Origin of the sequence: Lentilactobacillus sunkii DSM 19904, assembly GCF_001435575.1 — a bacterium.
Classification (GTDB): Bacteria; Bacillota; Bacilli; order Lactobacillales; family Lactobacillaceae; genus Lentilactobacillus; species Lentilactobacillus sunkii.
Window position 1 is genome coordinate 48,170 of the sequence record NZ_AZEA01000009.1, and the last position, 24,177, is coordinate 72,346.

A 24,177-nucleotide genomic window follows, 5' to 3' on the forward strand; every position below is an offset into this window, starting at 1 on the left:
TTCTGAATATTCAAAATTTTATAACAACAATAATTTTACCATAGAAAGAATGGCATTTTTTGGAAATTAATAACTATTGAAAATATGAGCAGAAAACTTCTTTTCATTCTGTTTCCGACTCAGGAAGCTTTGAATGCCTTCCGTCGAGGATACCGTGATATCAATTGGGGCATTTGCCGGCAGATATCTTTGTGCCGCATTTTGAATGTACTGGGTAAAACTAATAATCTCAGTTTGACTGTAGAATTGAGTGGTAATACTGATGTTCATCCCACTCAATGAACCGTCTGTGTACTGTGCTTGGGCAGTTACCCCACTCAAATTAGGGAAGAATCCTTGAATTTCGGATTTAAAGTTGTCAAAAGAATCAGCATCGTTTTGACTTGGTCCCTTTTTATTGGACTGCATTGGAAAGACATAATTTTTCTGGTTAATTGTATTCCATTTGGCAACCTTGGTTTCCCCATCATCATTCATTGAGTAAGCAAAGAAATTACCACCTACCAAGCTATCGTCAGATGCCTGTTTGTACAATGCAATGATGATTGGAATATTCTTGAGAGATTTACGCTGCCGCAAGCGTTTGATAACCTGGTTGGCAATTGCTTTTCCCTGTTTTTTAACTTGGGCATTGGAAATATTGGTTTCATAGGTCGGGCCATAAGCCGTCTTCTTGTAGTAATCAACTGAATTAATCGCCAACCCAATGGTCATTCCGGACAATCTAAGTGACTTGCCGCTTTGAGTCATAAAATCCTGCTCGTCAATTTGAGATAGATAAACCGGATTTCTGGTATTTGGATTAGTCGACTTCGATTTAACAGGATTCAAGCCGGTTGGATTTGACTTTGATTTTCGATCCAGCCAATTTTCAACTGTACTGGTTGAAAGATATTGGCCTTCTTGGAATATATACTTTTTAGTCGAAAATTCCTTTTTAGAAATATCCAACAAGCCGTTTTCAAATCCCTTAATGTTAAATTGATTTGACTCTTGAGAAACACTGACACCACGAGACTTACTGGTCTGATAGCGGCCATTTTTAATGACTCCTTGGTAATAATCAGTGTTTGTCTGTCCGGTTAACTGGGTCTTCGCCTTGGATCCGCTGGAATTACTGGTGTCCTTTGATAAATTATCGACGCTGCCGCACGCTGCCAGCATAAATCCCGACAGAATGATTGAAATTCCCAGGATAATTTTTTTCACAATTTGTTCCTCCATTGTCACTTTTCATCGGCCATTTCCTGGTGGAAACGATTTTCGTCCCAGGTCTCGACGCCGAGGCTTCTTGCCTTATCGTACTTGCTGCCGGGGTCTTCCCCCACAACAACTACATCTGTATTTTTTGATACTGAACTGCTGACTTTAGCACCATGATCCTCGAGCCATTGGGTTGCATCGGGACGGGTAATGTTTTGAAGTTTACCGGTTAAAACAAATCTTTTCCCGGTAAAGAAGGAGTCGCTTTCGGCAATCTCCTCATCCGTCACTCCCAAATAGTCCATATTGACGCCGACTTGTTTGAGCTGATCAATCAACTGTTTGGATTCGGGGGTTGAAAAATAAGTCACAACACTGTCAGCAATAATCATTCCCATTGTATCAATTTCAGCAATATCTTGCGCGCCTGCCTGCATAACCTTATCAATATTTTTAAAACGTTGAGAAATCAGTCGGGCAGCCTTAATCCCGACATGGCGAATTCCTAATCCGTACAAAAGGCGCTCACACGAATTACCACGACTATTATCAATCGCGGATAACAGTTTATTTGCCGATTTCTCACCAAATTTATCCAAGGTCAGCAACTGGTCAAATGAAAGCCCATAAAGGCCGGCGACATCAGACACCATGTGTTTTTCAAACAGTTGGGCAATAATCTTCGGCCCCAGTCCGTCAATGTTCATGGCATCCCTTGAGGCAAAGTGGGTCAGTCCTTCTTTCAACTGAGCTGGACACTGTGGGTTGATGCACCGCAGTGCAATCTCCTCATCTAAATGAACCAGTTTGGAGCCACAGGATGGACATTCGGTTGGAATGCTATAGGGCTTGCTGTCCGCAGGTCGTTTATCAGCCAAATACTGGGAGATTTCAGGAATAATATCGCCCGCTTTATGAAGCTTGACAGTATCACCAACTCGAATATCTTTTTCCTGCAGATAATCCGGATTGTGAAGTGAAGCACGACTAACCGTACTGCCCGCCAAAGCAACTGGATCCATAACGGCGGTTGGTGTAACAACCCCTGTCCTGCCAACGGTCCATTCAATATCTCTCACAACGGTTTGAACTTCTTCAGGTGGAAATTTGTATGCAATCGCCCATCGGGGAACTTTGACAGTTGCCCCCAGAGACCTTTGTAGAGGCAATGAGTTAACCTTGATGACGATCCCGTCAATTCCATACGGCAGGCCATCTCGCAGGTCTTTATATTTATCTACATACCGATCAATATCAGCCATATTATGAGCAACTTTGTAGTCAGGATTAATGGTGAATCCCAATTCCTTGAATTCTTCGAGCATACCGCTCTGAGTATCTGACTGCAGATCATCAATATCGGCAACATTATACATAAATGTACTTAATTTACGGCTTCTTGTCACACGTGGATCCAACTGCCGCAAGCTTCCGGCAGCAGCATTTCGAGGATTAGCAAAGGGTTCTTCCCCATTAAGCTGCCGCTCCTCATTTAATTTGGCAAAGGATTCCTTTGGCATGTAACATTCACCACGGACTTCAATGTTGATCGGCCGGCTGAGTTTTCGCGGAATCGATTTGATCGTCTTCAAATTCCGGGTAATATCCTCACCGATTTGACCATTACCCCGAGTAGATCCTTGAACGAAAATACCGTTTTCATAACGAAGATTGATCGCCAATCCATCAATTTTCAGTTCACAGTTATATTCAAATTCAACTGCATCATTTTCGGACAAGCGATCAACAAACTCTCCCAGTTCATCTTTAGAAAAGACATCCCCAAGAGAAAGCATTGGAATCTCGTGATTAACCTTGGTAAAACCAGGTAATGTATGGTCGCCGACTTTTTGAGTTGGCGAATCCGGTGTGACAATTTGTGGGAACTTGGTTTCAAGATCAACCAATTGTTGATACGTCTTATCGTAAACCGAGTCCTCCACACTGGGAGAATCATACGTATAATACTCATCCGCCCATTTATTTAATTGAGTCCGTAATCCAGCCGCCTGTTGGGCAGCCTGTTGTTCGGAAACATTTTCAAATGCCACAATAACACCTTCTGTTGATTAGTTTTCCTGTTTTTTGATTGGAGCAAATGCTGCTAAAAGCCGCTTAATGCCCTCTTGTTTAAAAGCAATATCAAGTTCCATGTCCTCGCCGGTTCCGGTTACTTTAACAACCGTTCCAACACCCCAGGCCTTGTGGGCTACTTTGTCACCAACCGACCAGGCTTTCTTGTCTGCACCGGTTCCTTTAGGTGTTTCAACGACTTTATTTGGCCGATGGTAAGTCGTGGCCGTAGCTCTTCTGGTTCTTCGGTCAAATGGTGTTGTGAGTGGCGTTTCCGACTGCTGCTGATTATCGCTGTGAATGAGTCCCGGAGTAATTTCGTTGACAAACCGTGATTCCGGATTGTTCTGACGTCGTCCATAGAGCATTCTTGAATACGCATTGGTAATATACAGCTTTTCTTTGGCCCGAGTGATCCCAACGTAGGCCAATCGCCGCTCTTCCTGGAGTTCCGATTCATCGGCAGCAGCTTTTGAAAGTGGGAACAATCCTTCTTCCATTCCCATCAAAAAGACAACTGGAAATTCCAATCCTTTGGCAGCATGAAGCGTCATTAAAGTAACTTGGGCGTTGTCTTCTTCAAGGCTGTCCTGATCGGAAACCAAAGCCAAGTCGCTTAAGAAATCAACCAAATTTTGCTGGCCGGTTTCGCCTTCGTTGTCTTCATCATATTTTTGAGTAACAGAAATAAATTCTTCCAAGTTTTCTAACCTGGTCTGCGCTTCAAGTGATTTGGATGCTTTCAAAGTACTTAAATAACTGCTCTTGTCCAAGATTTCTTCAGTAATCTCGGTAATTGACATTTTGTCCATTTTATCTGAGATTGAATGCATGACCTGTTCAAATCCAGAAATTGAGTTCTTCGCTCTTGTGGAAATTTCATTAGCCAAGTCGACGTTTTTCGATGCGTCTAAGAGACTCCAGCCATGATCGTTGGCAAATGCCCGTAACCGTTCAATGCTGGCATGACCGATTCCACGTTTAGGTTCATTAATCACTCGTTCAAAGCTCATGGAATCATTTGGATTAGCCAATAACGTCAGATATGAAAGGGTATCTCGAATCTCTTTTCGATCATAGAATTTATGACCGCCAACCATCGTGTAAGGAATGTTTGATTTAAGCAGTGTTTCTTCAATGACCCGTGACTGAGCGTTGGTACGATAAAGAATCGCAAAACTGCCATAATTTCTTTTTGGCTTTGCCATTTCTTCTTGAATTTTAGCGACAACATATCTGGCTTCATCATTTTCGGTCTGACCACGGTAGTATGAGATTTGATCGCCTTTGGCATTTTCAGTCCATAAATTCTTGTCTGCCCGGTTGTCATTATGTGCAATGACTGAATTGGCTGCGTCCAGAATTGTTTTAGTTGAACGGTAATTTTGTTCCAACAAAGTCACATGAGCTGATGGATAGTCTTTTTTAAAATCGAGAATGTTTTGCATGTTGGCACCCCGCCAACCATAAATACTCTGATCGGCATCCCCAACAACACAAATGTTTTGATTCTTTTTAGCCAGCATATTGACTAATCTGTATTGGGCTTCATTGGTATCCTGGTATTCATCAACATGAATATATTGAAATTTGTCTTGATAGTGCGCTAATATATCTTTATTTTCGTCAAATAACTGAATCGTCATCATGATCAAATCATCAAAATCAAGTGACTCATTTTGCTTGAGCTCAGCTTGATAACGTTCGTAAACGTCGGCCACAATCTGGTCAAAAGCACTATTAGCCTGAGCTTTGAACTGCTTAGGTGTCAACAAATCATTCTTCGCATTTGAAATGCTCGATAATACTGATCTCGGATCAAACTTTTTGGGATCAATATTAAGATCTCGAAGAACCCGTTTGACTAACGTGCGTTGTTCGCTGGTGTCAGCAATCGTAAATGCTTTATTGTATCCAAGCAAGTCAATATTGCGCCGCAAAATTCTCACGCAAAGTGCATGAAATGTTGAAACCCAGACATCGTTTCCACCTTCACCCAGCAGTTTTGAAACCCGTTCACGCATTTCCCGGGCAGCCTTATTGGTAAAAGTGATTGCTAAAATCCGCCATGGCATAATATGGTTGTGTTCAATTATGTACGCAATCCGATGGGTTAAGACCCTTGTCTTTCCACTGCCGGCACCCGCCATAATCAGGACTGGACCTTCTGTGTGAACAACGGCGTCTTTTTGATCTTTGTTCAAACCTGTTAATAAACTTTCTTCTGCCACTAAATATTCCATCCTCTCGCATTTATCTTTTTAATTATAACAAAAAAGTCGGCTTCCCGACTCTCTACATACTGCTATATTTTGATTTATAATCGACATCTTTCCAGATACCGGTCGCTTCAAGCTTCACCAAAGTATCCGAAATTGATTTGGTTGGAATTAAAACGTGACCCACACATTGGGCATCATCATTTGGCTTATTGCCATAGAAGGTAAAATGCCAGTTATCTTTGATAACCCATTGAGTTTGAACCCGTTGATACTCCTTTTGTCGAATTGCTTGAAAGACAGTCGCAATTCCAGGAATAATTTTTGTTAACGGTAATCCGGCAATTGCTCGTAAATGCTGTTCAAATTCATCTGCGTTGGCAGCATAGTCAAAAACAAATCCGGCTGGGCTCAACTTGGGAGCAACCCGGCTAACGTAAATCGAACCGCTCTTAGCAAGAAATAATGAAACTTCAAATGTGCCAACGTAGTCAACATTCTTCGCAATTTCATTGGTAATGCGTTCCATTTCTTTTTTAACACTTGGGTCAAGTTGGGCAGGCGTATATGCGGTCATCAGCTGATCGCCCACATAAACCACTTCCACCGGAGGAAACATCACGGTTGAACCCGATTCTGTTCGCGTCACAATCACCGAATAATCCGTATCATGCTCAACATATGATTCCAGAATATAGGTCCCGGAATCCAAGAAACCGGAAGCTAAAACAATGTCAGCCTGATTCTTGATTAATAATTCTTTACCACCATTCAGACCACGCTGAATCGGCTTCAGAATTGCGGGGTAACCAATTGAATTAATTGCCTGATAAATATCTTCCAAAGTGACAATTGTCGAGTATGGCACCATATTGATGTTCAGTGTTTCAAAAAATGTTCGCTCAATTAAACGATCTTGGACAATATCCAGCATGCCATCCTGCTGTGGAACAGCTGTGAACTGTGAAATATATCTAACAACGTCAGAATCAATAAACTCATTATCATATATAACGGCCTCACAGCGTTCAGCAAACATTTTTAATGTTTCCTTGTCACTGTATGGGCCGATATATTTATAGTCTGCCAACTCCATTGCCTTGCTGTTCTCATTAGAACTGTACATTCCGACATTAAAGCCCATCTGCTTTGCACGAGCCAGCAGAGTGGGTGTACTCGTACTGTCCCCTAGAATTCCAATTGTTTGACCAGGATAGATGACATTTGCGTTTGCCAATTGATTTCACTACTTTCATTTCGTAATTATCACTAATAGTTATGGATCACTGAATTTATCGTACCATTTTTGAAGAAAGCTTATTCAACAAATGTTACTTTTTGATTGTCCAACGAAGCAATTCTGGCAAGTGATTCAAGTCTGACGCCAGTTTTTTCAATCATTGAGCGGCCCTTCTGGAAACTCTTTTCAATCACGATGCCAACTCCGGCAACAGGAACGTTAGCTAATTTGGCAATCTCCAACAAACCTTGGACAGCTTGTCCGTTGGCGAGGAAATCATCGATAATCAAAATTCGATCATTAGGCTTCAAAAAACGCTTATCAACACTGATATCGTTGCTAACCTGTTTAGTATATGAATAAACACTGGCAGTATACAAATTATCCGTCAACGTCAAGCTCTTATGTTTACGGGCAAAGATCAGCGGTACTCCCATGTGAATGGCCGTGGTCAAAGCTGGAGCAATCCCAGATGATTCAACGGTCACAACCTTTGTAACCCCTTCATCTTTAAATAAGCGGGCAAACTCTTTGCCAATTTGGTCCATCAGTTTGGCATCAACCTGGTGATTTAAAAAGTTATCCACCTTTAGTACGTTCCCGGGTAATACAGTGCCATCCTCTAATATGCGTTTCTTAAGTAAGTCCATCTCAAAATTCCTTTCTAATCATCATATTGATATAGTTTATACTGTTTGATTATGGCTATCAATTTTTTGGTATAAGTCGGGTCGGTTGCGTAACCATCCTGCTGAAGGCCATCAGCTGCCTGCAGGTAGTTGTCTGCGGCAATGACGTCCTTGTACTGCTGGGGGTTCCACTTCGTCCCATACGCAAGCAATTTAGCGTGATCAGCGAGGGATTCGTTCCAATCCTGATATACTTGGAATCTCGCCTTGATTGTCACATATCGGCCATTTACGAATTCCTGAGTATTCAAATAAACAGAATGAGTCGTATTATCCTGTGCCTTGACCCCAAACAAATTGTAGTACTTACTGGCAAGCTTGCTGGTTCCCCAGTCAGACTCTAAAATTGCCTGGGCCAGTGTAATACTCGGAAGAATATTGTACTGTCCTTGGAGCCGCTGCGCTTGCGGTGCCAATTTGTTAATAAACTTGCGGTGTTCCACAGCCACCTCGTTATTTGAATTTTGAGCATTATCCGTATGATACCCGTTTTCATATAGTGCATGGAAACCCAAAATAATGACCAATCCACAAATAACCAGGATCAGCATAAGGATCATATTTGCTTTTTTTGCCCGGCGTTTCCGCCCCTTCTTATATTTTGCCAATCCAACCTCAAACTTTCTAACTTTAAAATTAATTCTAACGATAAATGGGAATAAAGACAAACAAAATTTACATATTACGCATTAATGTTAGTGCGTAAAAATTGACAAATGTTGTATTTTCGGTTATGTTATCAGCTGACACTTAAATCTGGAGATGAAAACCAATGGCTAAAAACACCGAAGTATCTGAAGCTCAATCAAAATTTCATGTTGGTGATGAGGTTTCATTCAAGATCGAAAAACAAACATTTACCGGTTTCGTGGATAAGAGCTATACCAACTCGTTTTTGATCACCTTTGAATCGGATGATCCTGAAATCATTGACAAGTATCACAAGAAAGTCGTTATCAACAACCGTCACCTAAAGATGATAAAGGCTGCACCTCAACCTGAAGTCGAAGATGATGAAGACGATGACGAATCTAAAGATTCAAAGTCCAAAAAATCCAACAAGAAATAATGATTCAAAAGTAGACCTTGCATATACGTGCAAGGCCTATTTTTTTAATGATTGGTACGATCAAATATCTTTTTAACTGGAATAGCAATCAACGGCGTTACGATTCCACTAAAGATTGCTTCGGGAACTCCATTGGTACCAACGACTCCCAACAAGTATGGCAACAATTCCTTAATATTAATTTGATAAAGTTGAGGCGCCTTGGCTTTGTAAAACAAATAGATCAAACCTAACACCAGGATCGTATTGGTTAAAGACCCTAAAACCGCCGATATGGAAATACTGGCTGCCTGGCTCTTCAAGTGCTTTCGTAAATATGTGTAAGCAACTCCCGCAACGACCCCAATCATGATTCGGGGAATGACCGAGATTAACGGATTAACAAAAACAATTGCTGCCAATGGGCTGGTAGGCCAAACGAACGCCCTGACAAAAGTGGTGAATCCCCAAACACCACCGATGATTGCGCCGTCGACTGTCCCCAACAAAACAGTCGCAACAACAACGGTCATCGGGATGATCGTAATTTCAAGCGGTCCAATTGGGATATAGCCAATTAGTGGAATTGAGGTCTGCAGTAAAATGATGGCAATAAACATTGCGAGCATGTTTAGCCGTAAAGTCTTCTTCTTAACAGGCATGTGTCGTTACCCCTTTAAATTTGATGCGTTCATTATACAATAACGGATTGTATTCTAATACAAATTTGCCGTGGAATATCGTTTTGAGGACAAGCTTAAAATAATCTCAATAAAAAACACCTCTCCGAAGAGAAGTGTTTTGATAAAACAATATAATTTTAACGCTTTGAAAATTGTGAAGCTTTACGAGCCTTTTTAAGACCTGGCTTCTTACGTTCTTTCATACGAGCATCACGGGTTAATAAACCTGCACGCTTTAATGGTCCACGGAAGTCGGGATCAACGGAAAGTAAAGCACGAGCAATTCCATGACGAGTTGCTCCGGCTTGTCCGGAGAATCCACCACCATTAACGTTAACCAAGGTATCATAATTACCTAAAGTCTCAGTAACGTTGAATGGTTGCACAACAACTTCACGCAAATTAGCAAAAGGAATGTAATCTTCAATTGCTTTGTCATTCATGATAATTTTTCCAGTGCCGGGTACTAAACGTACTCGAGCAACTGAATCTTTACGACGGCCAGTGCCGCGATATTGTACTTGAGCCAAAGTGAATTCCTCCTTAAATTAGGGTATTAATGTCTAATGCTTCCGGCTTTTGAGCTTGATGATCATGTTCAGGACCTGCATAGACATGTAACTTCAAACCGATCTTATGACCTAATGTTCCATGAGGAAGCATTCCTTTAACAGAAGTTTCAATTAACTTTTCTGGGTTCTTTTCACGGAAGTCTCCAGCAGTTCTCTGCTTGATACCACCAATGAAACGAGTGTGATGATAATAAATCTTTCGAGTATCCTTATGACCTGTTAATTTCACTTTGCTTGCGTTAATGACGATGACATTGTCACCAGTATCAACGTTAGGTGTGAAAGTAGGTTTGTTCTTACCTCGTAAGATTGATGCAACTGCTGAAGATAAACGACCAAGAGATACGTCTGTTGCGTCAACAACGTACCATTTACGTTCTACTTCACCAGGTTTTGCCATATAAGTTGTACGCACGTTAAATTCCTCCATGTTCCTGTGTTTGTTCGACACCAAATAAGATTCCGGGGCTTATCGTGGGGCAAACAATACCAATTAACATAATACAAATTATTCCCCAGAAAGTCAATCGGTTTCACAAATTATCGTTGACGTTTTGGTAATTTTGTCGGATGAATCGGATCTTCACCCTCATAATAAACTTTTTTTAAGTATAATCCTGAGGCCGGCATAGTTCGTCGTGCCTGGTCTCGGTCTTTAACATCATACAAACGCAATATATCGTGCTCAGGACGCATTTGCGAGCCAATCTCGACAACTACCCCTACCATAATTCGAACCATGTTGTAGAGGAAACCATTGCCATAAAACTCCAGAACAATTTCATTGGCTGCTTTGTCCAAGTGGGCCTTGGCTTCGTAAATCGTTCGAACGTTAGAACGGGCAGTGGACCCGGAAGCCACAAAACTACTAAAATCATGTTCACCAATAAAATCGTTCATAGCTGTTTGAACGCGTTCGATGTCGATCGGAAACCGCCAATTGCCGGTATAATTTCGCTTAAAGGGATCTTTAAATTCACCCAAGTCCAACCTGTAAACATACCGTTTTCCCGAAACATCATACCGCGCATGAAATGTATCAGATACTTTTTCGGCTTTTTTGATTTCCATATCAAGTGGCAGCAAGCTATTAAGGCCCCGATAAATTGCTTCAGTCGGCAAATCAAATGGAAATTCAAAATGAACAACTTGTCCCAGAGCGTGAACACCTGCATCCGTCCTTCCGGATCCGTATACAACAATCGCGGGATCCGGGTTCTTCGCCATAATATTAACTTTTTGAGTCAGGACGCCCTCGATTGTCCTTCTTTTGGGTTGACGTTCAAAGCCGCTAAACAGCGTCCCATCATAAGCCAACGTCACTTTATATCGAATTTTAAACACCTCAATTATTTCTTAAAAATAAAACCAAGATACCAACCAGTAAAAAGACACCCCAGCTAATCGTATCTTTTGTCTGCCACTTATAAACCCGGTACTTGCTTCGGTGCTCACTATCAGTAAAACCACGTGCTTCCATCGCCGTCGATAAATTTTCAGCATGATTGATTGCTCCAGTAAATAATGGGACCAGGAGTGGCACAGCAGCTTGAATCCGATGCCGTAAGCTTCCCGAACCAAAGTCCACCCCCCGTGATCGCTGCGCATTAAGGATCGTTTCCATCTCATCCATCAATGTCGGCACAAATCGTAATGCAATTGAAAGCATCAATGCTAACGTATCAACAGGAAAATGAAATTTCTTTAAAGGCTTTAAGACAGTTTGCACGCCATCTGCAATTGCCAATGGTGTTGTGGTGAGTGTCAGGACCGTTGAAATCATAATAATCAACAAAAAACGCACAAAGATGAATCCACCATTGATTAAACTTAAGTCACTCACTGAAAATGGTCCAAAGTGCCAATAAACATGTCCGCCACTACTAAACAATATCTGAAGTAAAACAGTAAATATAATCAACCAAATTAATGGTCTGATCCCTTTCAAAAAGTAGCCGATCGAAACACCGGACATTAAAACCACCACAATCAGAAGAAGACTCAAAGTCGCATAAGTCCAAACGTTGTTCGCAAAAAAAATCACGATGACAAAGAAAAAACATAACATCAGTTTGGACTGGGGGCTCATCCGGTGGACCCATGAGTTTCCAGGGAGGTAACGCCCAAAAAGAAAGTTGCTCATGTGTGCGCCTCCCATTTGATTAATTCAGCAATTTCGTCAGCAAGTTTCTCAATTGTCAATGGTGTCTGCTTTAAATGAATACCTGCCTTAACCAGTCGAGTTGCAAATTCTGCGCTGCTTGGCAAATCAAGGTGCATTTGGTATACCCATTTCGGATCAGAAAAAATGTCAGAAGGCTTGCCATGTTTAACTATCTTGCCCCGATCCATTACGATCACATCAGAAGCATAATCGACAACATCGTCCATTTGGTGAGTAACTAAAATAATTGTCAGTCCACGGTGATCGTGCAATTCTTGGGCAAGATCCATAATTTCTTTATGCCCTCGAGGGTCAAGGCCGGCAGTTGGTTCGTCAAGAATTAAAATCTCAGGCTTCATAGCCAAGACACCGGCGATGGCAACTCGTCTCATCTGCCCTCCTGAAAGATCAAATGGTGATTTATCGCGAAGAGATTCATCCAGTCCGACTAGCTGCATCGCATCCTCTGCATCCTTTTCGGCATCTGCTTCACTTGCGCCATAGTTTTTTGGGCCAAACATAATATCTTTGATCACCGATTCTTCAAATAATTGCTTTTCTGGAAATTGAAAGACCATTCCAACATGTTTGCGTAGTTCTTTCAAATTCTTGTTGGTTGTGGTGGGTATGATGGTTCGGCCATAAACATCAATTTCGCCGGATGTGGGCTTAAGTAACGCATTAATGTGTTGAACCAAGGTAGATTTACCGCTTCCAGTGTGCCCAATTATTGCTGTAAAGGAATGGGCTGGAATTGTTAATGAAACCAGGTCCAAAGCATCTTGAGAAAATGGCGTATTGGCTTGATAAGTATGGGTTACTTGTTTGAAACTAATTGTTTGATCCATGCGATTAACCTCTTGTCATTCAGATACTGACTGGAAGAATCAATGCCACGTTTCTCAAGTGCCATAATTAGTTGAGAAGTAAATGGGGCTGATAATCCAATCGATTCTAATTTCCTAATATCACCAAAAATGTTATCCGGTTTATCTTCTTCAACAATTGTCCCTTTGTTTACAACAATGACTCTATCAGCTGTTGCCGCCTCATCAATATCATGGGTGATTGAAATCACAGTCAGATTGTTCTCTTGTTTAATCTTTGTAACTAAATCAAGAATTTCTTGCCGCCCACGAGGATCGAGCATACTGGTGGCCTCATCTAAAATAATAATTTTCGGACTAAGCGCAACGATTCCAGCAATTGCAACACGTTGTTTCTGTCCACCGGAAAGATTGGCAGGGATTCGGTCTCTAAATTCCCACATGCCAACCTCCTTTAGACTGCTCTCGACCACTTTATGCATCTCTTCGCGAGGCATTTGTCGGTTTTCCAGTCCAAAAGCAACATCATCTTCGACTGTTGCCCCAACAAATTGGTCTTCGGGATTCTGAAATACAATCCCAATTTTATTGCGAATATCAAATATATTGTCATCATTGACGATTAAACCATCAACCACTATTTGGCCAGACTTTAAAACAATCAGTCCATCAATCAATCGAGCTAAAGTACTTTTCCCGCTACCGTTTTGTCCAATTAACGCCGTCCACTCGCCTTCGTGGACATCTATTGAAAGTTGATCAAACAGCAAGGGCTGATCAGGGTAATTAAATGTAATGTTTTTAATTTGGATTATGTCTTTCATGAGTTTCCTCGCGCTGTGAAGTGTATTTGTATGTACAAAAAAATCACTAACAGGTAATCAGTGCATGAGATAAGTCTCACATTCAAACTAGACTAGGAACCATGTTCCACCATCATAACGTTCTATACCAAAAACCTGAGTGATTCTCGTGATAAATATGTGATTTGGTTTAATACTAGTTAGTCAACTAACTCTAAAATGACCATTGGAGCACCGTCGCCACGACGAGGCATAGTCTTCAAAATTCGTGTATATCCACCATTACGATCAGCATACTTTGTAGCTAAATCGCCAAATACCTTTTGCAAAGCAGTAGTAACGTTAATGTCGTCACCGTCTTCTTTGACATCAGCAACAACATCACGAATAAATGATGCAGCTTGACGACGGGCGTGTAAATCGCCGCGCTTACCGAGTGAAATCATCTTGTCGGCAGTTGAACGAACTTCTTTCGCTTTAGCTTCAGTAGTGATAATTTGGCCGTGAATGATCAATTCAGTAGTCAAGTTACGAAGCAATGAGCGACGATGTGCACTAGTACGTTGTAATTTCCGATAACCCATAATTGGATGTCCTCCTTCTTTATTTTAATTAGTCTTCTTTACGAAGTGAAAGGCCTAATGCTGCAAGCTTTTCTTTAACTTCTTCAAGAGACTTACGTCCAAGATTCCGAACCTTCATCATATCAGCTTCAGTCTTTTCTGTAAGTTCCTGAACAGTATTAATGCCGGCACGTTTAAGACAATTGTATGAACGAACTGAAAGATCCAATTCTTCAATTGTCATTTCCAACATTTTTTCTTTGTGGGTTTCTTCTTTTTCAACCATGATTTCGGTATTCTTAGCTTCATCAGTCAGATCAACAAACATCTCTAAATGCTCAGTTAAAATCTTGGCCGCCAAACTAACGGCTTCACTTGGGGTAATTGAACCATCAGTCCAAATATCCAAAGTAAGCTTATCGAAATCATCACGTTGACCAACCCGTGTACTTTCAACCTGATAGTTGACACGTTCGATTGGGGTATAAATAGAATCGACAGGTAGCACACCAATAGGCATCTCAGAACTGCGTTTTTTGTTTTCAACAGCTGAAACGTACCCACGACCTTTGTTTGCAGTTAACCGCATATGGAATGTGGCACCTTCAGCAACGGTCGCAATGTGCAAATCAGGGTTCAGAACAGTTACATCACTATCGGCTTGAATATCACCGGCAGTAACGTCAGCAGGACCAATTACATCGATTTCCAAATTTTCTTCTTCATCTTCTGGCCCATCTAATTTCAAAGAAATTTTCTTAACATTCAAAATAATTTGGGTAACATCTTCAACAACCCCTTTGATCGTTGAAAATTCGTGCAAAACATCATCAATCTGGATACTTGTAACAGCAGCACCAGGAAGAGATGATAACAATGTACGTCTTAATGAATTCCCAAGGGTTGTTCCGTATCCACGTTCAAGTGGTTCAACAACAACTTCACCAAAATTATCAGTTTCTTCAATTTTATGAATGTTAGGCTTTTCAAATTCAATCATTCTTATCATTAACCCCTTTCAAAACGCGTGAGTCTTCATGCAAAATATCAATATGCTTAAACAAATTAAAATACACTATATTGAATGTCTTAATTAAACTCGACGACGCTTTGGAGGACGAGAACCATTGTGAGGTACCGGAGTAACATCACGAATAGCAGTAACTTCCAATCCAGTTGCTTGAAGTGCACGAATAGCAGCTTCACGACCTGAACCGGGTCCTTTAACGGCAACTTCAACGGATTTCATACCATGTTCCATTGATGCCTTAGCAGCAGCTTCAGCAGCCATTTGAGCAGCAAATGGAGTTGATTTACGACTTCCACGGAAGCCTAATGCACCAGCAGATGACCAAGAAACCGCATTCCCAGTGGTGTCGGTAATCATAACTAAAGTATTGTTGAATGTTGAATGGATATGTGCAACACCAGCAGCAATATTCTTTTTAGCACGGCGCTTACGACTTGTCTTTTTGTTTACCATAAAAACTGATGACCTCCTTCTTTAATTATTTTCTTCTACCAGCAGCAACTTTGCTACCTTTACGAGTGCGGGCATTGTTCTTGGTATGTTGACCACGAACTGGCAGTCCACGACGATGACGCATTCCACGATATGATCCAATTTCTTGAAGTCGTTTAATGTTCATGCTTACTTCACGACGTAAGTCACCTTCGATTTTAAGATCGCCGACAACTTCACGGATCTTATCTTCTTGGTCTGGTGTTAAATCACGTACACGAACATCCTCAGAAACTCCAGCTTGCGCTAAAACTTTTTGAGCAGTTGTGTTACCAATACCAAAAATGTAAGTTAAACCGATAACAATTCGCTTGTCACGGGGTAAATCAATTCCGGCAATACGAGCCATTGAGCATACACCTCCTGTTTATGTTTATTTACCTTGGCGCTGTTTGTGCTTTGGGTTTGCTGAGCAAATAACCATTACTCGGCCTTTTCGTTTGATAATCTTGCAATGTTCACACATTTTTCGTACTGATGGTCGTACTTTCATTTTTAACCCTCCTCGAAAAGAAATGACGAAAAAGGACTACTTAAATCGATAAGTAATACGTCCCTTACTTAGATCGTAAGGAGACATTTCAACAGTCACCTTATCTCCAGGGAGAATTCGAATGTAATGCATACGAATTTTTCCGGAAACATGGGCTAGTATCTCATGTCCATTTTCCAATTCAACACGAAACATTGCATTGGGCAATGTTTCTACAACTTTTCCTTCAACTTCAATAACATTATCTTTAGCCACTCAGTTACACCTCCAATGTTAAATTAGATTGAATTCATTAAATTAATCTTGACAAACCTTTGATAGTTTAACACATTCATTATATTTCATCAATCTAACCGACTCAACACTTAATTATTCAGGCTTAGAGTGTACTTAAGATTTGATCGACTTTTTTCCAAACTTCGTCAATGTCTTTGCTTCCATCAACGTTGAACAAAAGATCACGGTCCTTATAGTAAGCAATCAATGGTGTGTTCATCTTAACATTAACCTTAAGACGATTTTTAACAGCTTCGGGTTTGTCATCCTCACGTTGATAAAACTCATGTCCACCACAAACGTCACAAGTTCCAGGAACTTTAGGCATGTGATAAAGCTTATGATAAGTAGCACCACAATTCTTACAAATGAACCGACCGGATAATCGCTCCGTTAGCAGCTTAGGATCAACATCAATGTTGATGACTGCAGTAAGAGGTTTATTCAAATCTTTAGTCATCTGTGATAAAGCATCGGCCTGTTCCAACGTTCTTGGATATCCATCCAACAAAAAACCAGGCTTTGTATCATCTTGAGCTAATCTTTCTTTCACAATTCCATTAGTTACTTCGTCAGGAACAAGATTGCCCTTATCCGTGAATTCTTTAGCTTTTACACCAAGTGGTGTGCTATTTGAAATCGCGTCTCTGAACATGTCACCAGTCGAAATGTGAGGCACATGGTATTTATCCACAATAAATTGTGCTTGCGTACCTTTTCCTGCACCAGGTAATCCCATCAAAATTAGATTTAATGACATTTCTATTTTCCTCCTCATCAATATTGGAATTAATTGAAACTATTCATCGGTTGGACGCGTGTCATGAATGAAGCCAACGTATTCACGTTTCATCATCAATCCACGAATCTGACGAATTGTTTCAATTGCAACACCAACAACGATCAGTAAACTAGTTCCACCCAAACCAATTGATTCATCAAGATTCCATAAGTTTTGTGCAATTAAAGGAATTAATGCAACAACCCCTAAGAACAAAGCACCAACGGTACTTAACTTCATCAAAAGATCTGAAACATAAGACTGTGTCTCGTGTCCTGGCCAAACGCCAGGAATGTAACTACCTTGCTTTTGCAGGTTTTCGGAAAGCTTCTCCGGATTAACCTGAACAAAAGCATAAAAGAAGGTAAACATGATAATCAAAATTGTGTAAAAAGCTGCTCCAGTTGGCGTCTGCATATTGAATAGATTATTCAAAACTTGGAACCAAGTTGCAGTCGAATAATTGTTAGTAAAAGCCATCAATATTGTTTGAGGAGTCGCAATGAATGAACTTGCGAAGATAACTGGAATAACACCGGCAACGTTAACCTTTAGGGGCAGATAACTACTGTCAGGTGAGCCAGAAACTCTTCTTGTGTATTGAATTGGAACTCTTCGTTCAGCCTGTTGGACCCAGGTAACGAAAGTAACAATTACAAGGACGATAATCAACAACGCAATCGCAAATAGAATTGGTTGCCACAAGTCGGCACCAGTAACACCAACGAAGTATTGAGTCCACAAAGATTGAAGGCCAACTGGGATTCTAGCAATGATACCCGCAAAGATGATCATTGAGATTCCATTTCCTAGCCCACGTTCAGTAATCATATCACCCATCCAAGTAGTCAACATTGTCCCACCGGTCAGAATTAAACCGATAATAACAAAAGTTTTAATACTTGGATTTTGAACAAGATTCAGACTGCTCAATTGGTTAAATCCAGCTGTAATTCCAACGGATTGGAAGAAAGCCAGCACAACCGTCAAGTATCTTGTATGCTGATTGAGCTTACGACGTCCAACCTCTCCTTGTTTACCCCATTCGACGTACTTGGGAACAATATCCATCTGAAGTAATTGGATAATAATTTGTGCAGTAATGTATGGAGAAACACCCATTGCAAAGATCGAATAGTTGGTAAGTCCACCACCGCTAAAGGTGTTTAAAATACTAACCAATCCTGAAGATGCAACAGAGGTTAATGCTTTGGCATTGATCCCGGGAACAGTTATGTATGCTCCCAATCGGAATATAACTAACACAAACAAAGTAAAGAGCATTTTGTTACGAATATCTTTAACTTTAAATGCCTTTGCTAAAGTCGAAAGCATTAAACCACCTCGATTTTACCGCCCGCATTTTCAATTACGGATTGTGCAGCTTTTGAAAACTTGTTAGCTTTAACGGTCAACTTTTTAGTGAGTTTACCTTCACCAAGAATTTTGATGCCGGATTTGGCATTTTTAACAATTCCTGATTGTTGAAGTAATTCTGGAGTCACTTCCGTACCGTTGTCAAAAGTTTCAAGTTTAACAACATTTACAACTGCATATTCTTTACGGTTGATATTGTTGAAACCGCGTTTAGGAATTCGACGATACAATGGCATTTGGCCACCTTCGAAACCTACACGGGTCTTGCTACGAGCCTTTTGACCTTTTTGACCACGACCAGCTGTTTTACCTTTTCCGGCAGAACGACCGCGACCTTTACGAGTACGTAATGAACGAGAACCTTCAGCAGCCTTCAATTCATTTAATTTCATGAAATTGGCACCTCCTTACTAATTATTAGTCTTTAACTTGTTCAACTTCGATTAAGTGAGCAATTTGGAATAAAGCTCCGCGAATAGATTCGTTGTCTGGTTTAACAACGGTACTATTAACTCGACCCAATCCAAGTGCCTTCACAATTTTACGTTGCTTTGGAAGGCGGTGAGTTACGCTACGTTTTAAAGTAATTTTTAATTGAGCCATCTAAAACACCCTCCTTATTCAGCTAAATGTTGGGTTGAAACCCCACGTAAAGCTGAAATTTCTTCAGCACTCTTCAACTCAACCAAGCCCTTGAAAGTTGCTCGGATGACGTTGATAGGAGTATTGGAACCCAGTCGTTTACTAGTAACATCATCGATACCAGCTAATTCCATAACGGAACGAACGGCACCACCGGCTGCTACTCCAGAACCTTCTTCAGCAGGCTTCAATAAAATTCGGCCACCACCAAATGTTCCAAGAACTTCATGAGGAATCGTTGTACCAACAATCGGAACCTCAATTAAGTTTTTACGAGCTGCTTCAACTGCTTTACGGATAGCTTCTGGAACTTCTTGAGCTTTACCAGTTCCAAAACCTACATGTCCGTGCTTGTCTCCAACAACTACCAAAGCAGCAAAACGAAGACGACGTCCACCTTTTACAACTTTAGTGATCCGGTTGATTGATACAACGTTGTCTTCAAGCTCTAACTTATCTGGATCAATAAATTTCTTCATGTGCGGTTATTCCTCCTTTATTAGAATTCTAGTCCATTCTCACGAGCAGCATCTGCAAGAGCTTGAACACGACCATGATAGAGATATCCACCACGATCAAAAACAACATCTTTGATGTTCTTTTCACTAGCACGTTGAGCTACTAATTTACCAACACCAGCTGCTTGTTCAGTCTTGTCACCACTACTGATTGCAGAATCAAGTGTTGAGGCACTAACAAGCGTTACACCCTCTACGTCATCAATAATTTGAGCGTAGATGTTTTTATTAGAACGATATACATTCAAGCGTGGGCGCTCGGCAGTACCAGAAATTTTATTACGGACACGATTATGACGGCGTTTCCGATTCTTATTTTTATCTGGTTTAGAAATCAAAATAGTCACCTCAAAATTTTATTAGGCTGATAGGTTATTACTTACCAGTCTTACCTTCCTTACGAATAATATGTTCATTCTCATAACGAATACCTTTACCTTTATATGGTTCTGGTGAACGTACTGAACGAACTGATGCAGCAAAGTCTCCAACTGCTTGTTTGCTGATACCGCTAATATGAATAGTAGTGTTATCAGGAACTTCAACAGTAAGATTCTCTGGTACAGTCATTTCAACAGGGTTTGAATATCCAACGTTTAACGTCAGGTTCTTACCTTTAAGTTGTGCACGATAACCAACACCAACAAGCTTAAGTGTCTTCTTGAAACCGTTAGTCACACCGTCAACCATGTTGCTGACGTTGGCACGAGTTGTACCATGCAATGCACGAACTTTATCGTTGTAATCGCCAATGGGCTCAAAGTTTACTTCATTACCCTTGATTGTCATCTTAATTTGTGATGAAATTTCACGGGTCAAAGATCCTTTGGCACCCTTAACAGTTACTGTGTTACCATCTGCTTTTACCTCGACACCTTTTGGTAGTTCGATGGTTTTATAACCAATTCGACTCATCAATTACACCTCCAATTTAATGAATTTTACCATACGTAAGCTAACACTTCGCCGCCGATTTTTTGGGCGCGTGCTTGCTTATCTGTAATCACACCATTTGATGTGGAAATGATTGCAATTCCAAGACCATTTAAAACCTTGGGAACTGCATCTGCTTTTACATATGAACGCAAACCTGGCTTAGAAATTCTCTTAAGACCAGTAATGACGCGTTGCTTATCCTTGCCATACTTCAAGAAGACACGGATAACGCCTTGCTTGTCATCTTCGATATATTCAACATCGCGAACAAAACCCTCACGTTTGAGAATTTCAGCAATGTCGCGTTTGATTTTTGATGCAGGAACTTCAACTGTTTCATGGTAAACCATGTTTGCATTACGAATGCGAGTTAAAAAGTCTGCAATTGGATCAGTCATAGACATCAGCGCACAACCTCCTTTTTAATATATTACCAACTAGCTTTCTTCATGCCAGGAATTTGACCTTTGTGGGCAAGTTCACGGATGCATAAACGGCATAAATGGAATTTCTTGTATACAGAACGAGGTCGTCCGCAACGTTCGCAACGAGTGTAATTCTGTGTTGAGAACTTAGCAGGGCGTTCACTTTTTACAATTAATGATTTTTTAGCCAATGTGAAACCTCCTCTTTATCTAGCAAATGGCATACCGAACTGGGCCAACAATTCATGTGACTCTTCATCGGTATTTGCTGTAGTTACAATTACGATATCCAAACCTCTAACACGGTTAACGTTATCATAATTAATTTCAGGGAAAATCAATTGTTCACGGACACCCAAAGTGTAGTTACCACGACCATCAAAGGCTCTAGTACTTACACCATGGAAATCACGAACACGTGGTAATGAAACATTGATTAACTTATCTAAGAAATCATACATTCTTTCACCACGAAGTGTAACCTTGGCACCAATTGACATACCCTCACGCAATCTAAATCCAGCAATTGATTTCTTGGCTTTAGTAACCAATGGCTTTTGGCCTGAAATCAAAGCTAATTCAGAAACTGCTTCATCGAGGTTCTTTGCGTTTGTAACGGCGTCACCAACTCCCATGTTGAGAACGATTTTATCGATCTTAGGAGCTTGCATAACTGATTTGTAGCTGAACTTATCCATCATATGTGGAGTAATTTCGCTATTGAATTTTTCTCGTAAACGACTTGACATTTAAAAGGTATCCTCCTTTCGTTAGTGATTAATCGATCGCTTTTTGCGATTTCTTTGAGTAACGAACTTTTTTACCATCTTCAACTTTAATACCAATACGAGTTGGTTCGTTGGTTGATGGATCAATTAGCATAACATTTGATACATGGATTGGTGCTTCTGCATCAACAATTCCACCTTGTGGGTTGGTAGAAGAAGCTTTTGTATGCTTCTTTACTTTGTTGATACCTTCAACAATCACACGATCCTTTGAAGCGATAGTTTTAGTAACTGTCCCTTCCTTACCTTTGTCCTTACCACTAATAACACGGACTTTGTCACCAGTCTTAATGAACATCTACGGCACCTCCTTATATCCTGGTTGTGATTACAATACTTCTGGGGCTAATGAAACAATCTTCATGAAGTTGCTATCACGTAATTCGCGGGCAACTGGGCCAAAGATACGAGTGCCTTGTGGACTCTTGTCATCACGGATAAGAACTGCAGCATTTTCATCAAAACGAATGTATGAACCATCGTTACGACGAGTAACAGCCTTGGTACGGACTACAACAGCTTTAACAACGTCACCCTTTTTGACAACGCCACCTGGTGTTGCTTGTTTAACCGTAGCAACAATAGTATCACCGATTCCGGCATACCTTCTGGTTGAGCCACCTAAAACCTTAATAGTTAACAATTCTCTTGCACCTGAGTTGTCGGCAACTTTTAATCGACTTTCTTGTTGAATCACAGGTATATCCTCCCTTCATCATTGGATCGAATACGATAATAATGATAATTAAGTAAAGTTAAATAATAACTGCTTTTTCAACAATCTTGATTAAACGGAAACGCTTTGTCTTTGACAATGGTCGAGTTTCCATGATTTGAACAAGATCACCGGTTTTAGCTTCGTTATTTTCATCATGAGCAGTAAATTTCTTCGAGTATCTAACACGCTTACCATATGTTGCATGTTTCTTGTAAGTTGAAACTTCAACAGTAATTGTCTTATCACTCTTGTCAGAAACAACGCGTCCTTGATAAACCTTACGCTGGTTACGTTCTTCAGCCATTAATTATACCTCCCTTATCGTATTCTATTTGTTAAGTTCTTGTTGACGAAGTGCAGTCTTAATGCGCGCAATGTTCTTTCGAACTTGCTTCAAGCGTGCAGTGTTCTCCAACTGGCCAGTGGCTAATTGGAAACGAAGATTGAACAATTCATCTTTGTAATCTTTTTCTTTATCAATCATTTGAGCAGTGGTTAACTTACTGATATCTTTAGCCTTCATTTGATTCGCCACCTACTTCCTCACGTTCTATGATCTTAGTACGAACAGGAAGTTTGTTTGATGCAAGGCGTAATGCTTCATGGGCAGTTGCTTTGTCAACTCCACCAATTTCGAACAATACTTTGCCACGCTTAACTGGTGAAACCCAGCCAGCTGGTGTACCTTTACCATTACCCATTCGAACTCCGACACCTTTTTCAGTATATGATTTATGAGGGAAAATCTTAATCCAAACTTTTCCTCCACGCTTCATATGACGAGTCATCGCCACACGGCATGCTTCGATTTGACGGTTTGTGATCCAATGTGAATCAAGTGCTTGTAAACCGTAATCACCGAAAGTAACCGTCTTTCCACCCTTGGCAGTTCCACGGAGCTTGCCACGATGTTCACGACGATGCTTTACACGTTTAGGTACTAACATGTTTATTTCCCTCCTTTAGCAGCTTTGCTGTCCTTTGGCTTTTCAGGGAGAACTTCACCACGATAGATCCAAGTTTTTACACCAATTGATCCATAGGTAGTAAAAGCTTCAACCCATGAGTAGTCAATATCTGCTCTTAAAGTATGCAAAGGAACAGTTCCATCTGAGTATGATTCAACACGAGCCATATCAGCACCGTTAAGACGACCAGCAACCTGGGTCTTGATACCTTTAGCACCCGAACGCATTGTTCGTTGCATTGATTGACGCATTGCACGACGGAAAGCAACACGGCCTTCCAATTGACGAGCGATGTTTTCACCAACCAATTTGGCATCCAAATCTGGTTTCTTGATTTCGATGATGTTGATGTGAACTCTCTTACCTGTGAGGCCGTTAAGTTCTTTACGAAGATTTTCAACCTCAGATCCACCCTTACCAATTACCATTCCTGGCTTAGCAGTGTGAATTGAAACATTAACGCGGTTTGCTGCACGTTCAATTTCAACAGTAGAAACAGACGCATTAGCAAGACGCTTCTCTATAAATTTACGGATTTGTAAATCTTCCTTTAAGTAAGCTGCGTAATCTTTACCTGCATACCACTTAGCTTCCCAGTCGCGGATGATTCCAACTCGTAAACCATTAGGATTTATCTTATTACCCACGC

At 40.7% G+C, this 24,177-nt stretch carries 36 protein-coding genes; 1 reads left to right on the top strand and 35 read right to left on the bottom strand.

Features of this window, described 5'->3' with window-relative positions:
- Positions 1-66: 66 nt before the first annotated feature.
- The 6 genes from FD17_RS06950 to FD17_RS06975 form a co-directional block, all read right to left on the bottom strand.
- Complete coding sequence (locus FD17_RS06950; protein ID WP_141737025.1) at positions 67-1,209, bottom strand: CamS family sex pheromone protein; 1,143 nt, start codon at positions 1,207-1,209, stop codon at positions 67-69.
- Between the two features lie 17 nt (positions 1,210-1,226).
- Positions 1,227-3,254, bottom strand: a complete 2,028-nt coding sequence (gene ligA / locus FD17_RS06955) for an NAD-dependent DNA ligase LigA (RefSeq protein WP_057825015.1) — start codon at positions 3,252-3,254, stop codon at positions 1,227-1,229.
- Positions 3,255-3,272: 18 nt separating this feature from the next.
- Complete coding sequence (pcrA, locus tag FD17_RS06960; RefSeq protein ID WP_057825018.1) at positions 3,273-5,507, bottom strand: DNA helicase PcrA; 2,235 nt, start codon at positions 5,505-5,507, stop codon at positions 3,273-3,275.
- A 64-nt stretch (positions 5,508-5,571) separates the two neighbouring features.
- Complete coding sequence (locus tag FD17_RS06965) at positions 5,572-6,732, bottom strand: ATP-grasp domain-containing protein (protein ID WP_057825021.1); 1,161 nt, start codon at positions 6,730-6,732, stop codon at positions 5,572-5,574.
- A gap of 80 nt (positions 6,733-6,812) precedes the next feature.
- Positions 6,813-7,385: a xanthine phosphoribosyltransferase gene (locus FD17_RS06970; protein WP_057825023.1), complete on the bottom strand. Its 573-nt coding sequence runs from the start codon at positions 7,383-7,385 to the stop codon at positions 6,813-6,815.
- Positions 7,386-7,399: 14 nt separating this feature from the next.
- The gene (locus tag FD17_RS06975; protein ID WP_082617165.1) at positions 7,400-8,032 is read right to left on the bottom strand and encodes a glycoside hydrolase family 73 protein; all 633 of its coding nucleotides are present in this window, start codon (positions 8,030-8,032) and stop codon (positions 7,400-7,402) included.
- Between the two features lie 164 nt (positions 8,033-8,196).
- On the opposite strand from FD17_RS06975, the gene FD17_RS06980 reads away from it, so the two are divergent.
- Positions 8,197-8,493 carry a hypothetical protein gene (locus FD17_RS06980; RefSeq protein ID WP_057825026.1) on the top strand — a complete coding sequence of 99 codons (297 nt, stop codon included), beginning with the start codon at positions 8,197-8,199 and terminating at the stop codon, positions 8,491-8,493.
- A gap of 44 nt (positions 8,494-8,537) precedes the next feature.
- Here FD17_RS06980 and FD17_RS06985 read toward each other — a convergent pair whose 3' ends face one another.
- From FD17_RS06985 to rpsC, 29 genes are all read right to left on the bottom strand, one after another.
- On the bottom strand, positions 8,538-9,134 hold the full coding sequence (locus tag FD17_RS06985; RefSeq protein ID WP_057825027.1) for an ECF transporter S component: 597 nt from the start codon (positions 9,132-9,134) through the stop codon (positions 8,538-8,540).
- 158 nt (positions 9,135-9,292) lie between these two features.
- Positions 9,293-9,685, bottom strand: coding sequence for a 30S ribosomal protein S9 (gene rpsI / locus FD17_RS06990; protein ID WP_003559561.1), 393 nt, complete (start codon positions 9,683-9,685; stop codon positions 9,293-9,295).
- 13 nt (positions 9,686-9,698) lie between these two features.
- Positions 9,699-10,142 carry a 50S ribosomal protein L13 gene (gene rplM / locus FD17_RS06995; protein ID WP_057825029.1) on the bottom strand — a complete coding sequence of 148 codons (444 nt, stop codon included), beginning with the start codon at positions 10,140-10,142 and terminating at the stop codon, positions 9,699-9,701.
- Positions 10,143-10,267: 125 nt separating this feature from the next.
- Positions 10,268-11,062: a tRNA pseudouridine(38-40) synthase TruA gene (truA, locus tag FD17_RS07000; protein WP_057825075.1), complete on the bottom strand. Its 795-nt coding sequence runs from the start codon at positions 11,060-11,062 to the stop codon at positions 10,268-10,270.
- A 10-nt stretch (positions 11,063-11,072) separates the two neighbouring features.
- On the bottom strand, positions 11,073-11,870 hold the full coding sequence (locus tag FD17_RS07005) for an energy-coupling factor transporter transmembrane component T family protein (RefSeq protein ID WP_057825031.1): 798 nt from the start codon (positions 11,868-11,870) through the stop codon (positions 11,073-11,075).
- A complete protein-coding gene (locus FD17_RS07010; RefSeq protein WP_057825032.1) occupies positions 11,867-12,739 on the bottom strand; it encodes an energy-coupling factor ABC transporter ATP-binding protein in 873 nt (290 codons plus the stop codon). The genes FD17_RS07005 and FD17_RS07010 overlap by 4 nt, the downstream gene beginning before the upstream one ends.
- Complete coding sequence (locus tag FD17_RS07015) at positions 12,709-13,542, bottom strand: energy-coupling factor transporter ATPase (RefSeq protein WP_057825034.1); 834 nt, start codon at positions 13,540-13,542, stop codon at positions 12,709-12,711. The genes FD17_RS07010 and FD17_RS07015 overlap by 31 nt, the downstream gene beginning before the upstream one ends.
- A gap of 179 nt (positions 13,543-13,721) precedes the next feature.
- Complete coding sequence (gene rplQ, locus FD17_RS07020) at positions 13,722-14,105, bottom strand: 50S ribosomal protein L17 (protein WP_057825036.1); 384 nt, start codon at positions 14,103-14,105, stop codon at positions 13,722-13,724.
- A gap of 28 nt (positions 14,106-14,133) precedes the next feature.
- Positions 14,134-15,084 carry a DNA-directed RNA polymerase subunit alpha gene (locus tag FD17_RS07025; RefSeq protein ID WP_057825038.1) on the bottom strand — a complete coding sequence of 317 codons (951 nt, stop codon included), beginning with the start codon at positions 15,082-15,084 and terminating at the stop codon, positions 14,134-14,136.
- A gap of 93 nt (positions 15,085-15,177) precedes the next feature.
- Positions 15,178-15,567 (bottom strand): 30S ribosomal protein S11, encoded by a 390-nt coding sequence (rpsK, locus tag FD17_RS07030; protein WP_013728481.1) that lies wholly within the window; start codon positions 15,565-15,567, stop codon positions 15,178-15,180.
- A 25-nt stretch (positions 15,568-15,592) separates the two neighbouring features.
- A complete protein-coding gene (rpsM, locus tag FD17_RS07035) occupies positions 15,593-15,955 on the bottom strand; it encodes a 30S ribosomal protein S13 (RefSeq protein WP_057825040.1) in 363 nt (120 codons plus the stop codon).
- Positions 15,956-15,979: 24 nt separating this feature from the next.
- Positions 15,980-16,099: a 50S ribosomal protein L36 gene (rpmJ, locus tag FD17_RS07040; RefSeq protein WP_013728483.1), complete on the bottom strand. Its 120-nt coding sequence runs from the start codon at positions 16,097-16,099 to the stop codon at positions 15,980-15,982.
- A gap of 36 nt (positions 16,100-16,135) precedes the next feature.
- Positions 16,136-16,354: a translation initiation factor IF-1 gene (gene infA, locus FD17_RS07045; RefSeq protein ID WP_008855782.1), complete on the bottom strand. Its 219-nt coding sequence runs from the start codon at positions 16,352-16,354 to the stop codon at positions 16,136-16,138.
- A 124-nt stretch (positions 16,355-16,478) separates the two neighbouring features.
- Positions 16,479-17,135 carry an adenylate kinase gene (locus tag FD17_RS07050; RefSeq protein WP_057825042.1) on the bottom strand — a complete coding sequence of 219 codons (657 nt, stop codon included), beginning with the start codon at positions 17,133-17,135 and terminating at the stop codon, positions 16,479-16,481.
- Between the two features lie 39 nt (positions 17,136-17,174).
- The gene (gene secY / locus FD17_RS07055; protein ID WP_057825043.1) at positions 17,175-18,491 is read right to left on the bottom strand and encodes a preprotein translocase subunit SecY; all 1,317 of its coding nucleotides are present in this window, start codon (positions 18,489-18,491) and stop codon (positions 17,175-17,177) included.
- Positions 18,491-18,925 carry a 50S ribosomal protein L15 gene (gene rplO, locus FD17_RS07060; protein WP_057825045.1) on the bottom strand — a complete coding sequence of 145 codons (435 nt, stop codon included), beginning with the start codon at positions 18,923-18,925 and terminating at the stop codon, positions 18,491-18,493. The genes secY and rplO overlap by 1 nt, the downstream gene beginning before the upstream one ends.
- 25 nt (positions 18,926-18,950) lie before the next feature.
- On the bottom strand, positions 18,951-19,136 hold the full coding sequence (gene rpmD / locus FD17_RS07065; RefSeq protein WP_013728487.1) for a 50S ribosomal protein L30: 186 nt from the start codon (positions 19,134-19,136) through the stop codon (positions 18,951-18,953).
- Positions 19,137-19,150: 14 nt separating this feature from the next.
- Positions 19,151-19,654: a 30S ribosomal protein S5 gene (rpsE, locus tag FD17_RS07070; protein WP_013728488.1), complete on the bottom strand. Its 504-nt coding sequence runs from the start codon at positions 19,652-19,654 to the stop codon at positions 19,151-19,153.
- A 20-nt stretch (positions 19,655-19,674) separates the two neighbouring features.
- On the bottom strand, positions 19,675-20,040 hold the full coding sequence (gene rplR / locus FD17_RS07075; RefSeq protein WP_057825048.1) for a 50S ribosomal protein L18: 366 nt from the start codon (positions 20,038-20,040) through the stop codon (positions 19,675-19,677).
- Between the two features lie 28 nt (positions 20,041-20,068).
- Complete coding sequence (gene rplF / locus FD17_RS07080) at positions 20,069-20,608, bottom strand: 50S ribosomal protein L6 (protein WP_057825050.1); 540 nt, start codon at positions 20,606-20,608, stop codon at positions 20,069-20,071.
- Positions 20,609-20,634: 26 nt separating this feature from the next.
- Complete coding sequence (rpsH, locus tag FD17_RS07085) at positions 20,635-21,033, bottom strand: 30S ribosomal protein S8 (RefSeq protein WP_008855790.1); 399 nt, start codon at positions 21,031-21,033, stop codon at positions 20,635-20,637.
- A gap of 26 nt (positions 21,034-21,059) precedes the next feature.
- The gene (locus FD17_RS13065) at positions 21,060-21,245 is read right to left on the bottom strand and encodes a type Z 30S ribosomal protein S14 (protein ID WP_003635667.1); all 186 of its coding nucleotides are present in this window, start codon (positions 21,243-21,245) and stop codon (positions 21,060-21,062) included.
- Positions 21,246-21,260: 15 nt separating this feature from the next.
- On the bottom strand, positions 21,261-21,803 hold the full coding sequence (gene rplE, locus FD17_RS07090) for a 50S ribosomal protein L5 (RefSeq protein WP_057825051.1): 543 nt from the start codon (positions 21,801-21,803) through the stop codon (positions 21,261-21,263).
- A gap of 28 nt (positions 21,804-21,831) precedes the next feature.
- Positions 21,832-22,140, bottom strand: a complete 309-nt coding sequence (gene rplX / locus FD17_RS07095; RefSeq protein ID WP_008855792.1) for a 50S ribosomal protein L24 — start codon at positions 22,138-22,140, stop codon at positions 21,832-21,834.
- A gap of 30 nt (positions 22,141-22,170) precedes the next feature.
- A complete protein-coding gene (gene rplN / locus FD17_RS07100) occupies positions 22,171-22,539 on the bottom strand; it encodes a 50S ribosomal protein L14 (RefSeq protein WP_013728495.1) in 369 nt (122 codons plus the stop codon).
- Between the two features lie 58 nt (positions 22,540-22,597).
- A complete protein-coding gene (gene rpsQ / locus FD17_RS07105) occupies positions 22,598-22,864 on the bottom strand; it encodes a 30S ribosomal protein S17 (protein WP_013728496.1) in 267 nt (88 codons plus the stop codon).
- 24 nt (positions 22,865-22,888) lie between these two features.
- A complete protein-coding gene (rpmC, locus tag FD17_RS07110) occupies positions 22,889-23,083 on the bottom strand; it encodes a 50S ribosomal protein L29 (protein WP_008855795.1) in 195 nt (64 codons plus the stop codon).
- On the bottom strand, positions 23,073-23,507 hold the full coding sequence (gene rplP, locus FD17_RS07115; RefSeq protein WP_057825054.1) for a 50S ribosomal protein L16: 435 nt from the start codon (positions 23,505-23,507) through the stop codon (positions 23,073-23,075). Before rplP ends, rpmC begins: the two co-directional genes overlap by 11 nt.
- 2 nt (positions 23,508-23,509) lie before the next feature.
- Positions 23,510-24,175, bottom strand: a complete 666-nt coding sequence (rpsC, locus tag FD17_RS07120) for a 30S ribosomal protein S3 (RefSeq protein WP_057825056.1) — start codon at positions 24,173-24,175, stop codon at positions 23,510-23,512.
- Positions 24,176-24,177: the final 2 nt, after the last annotated feature.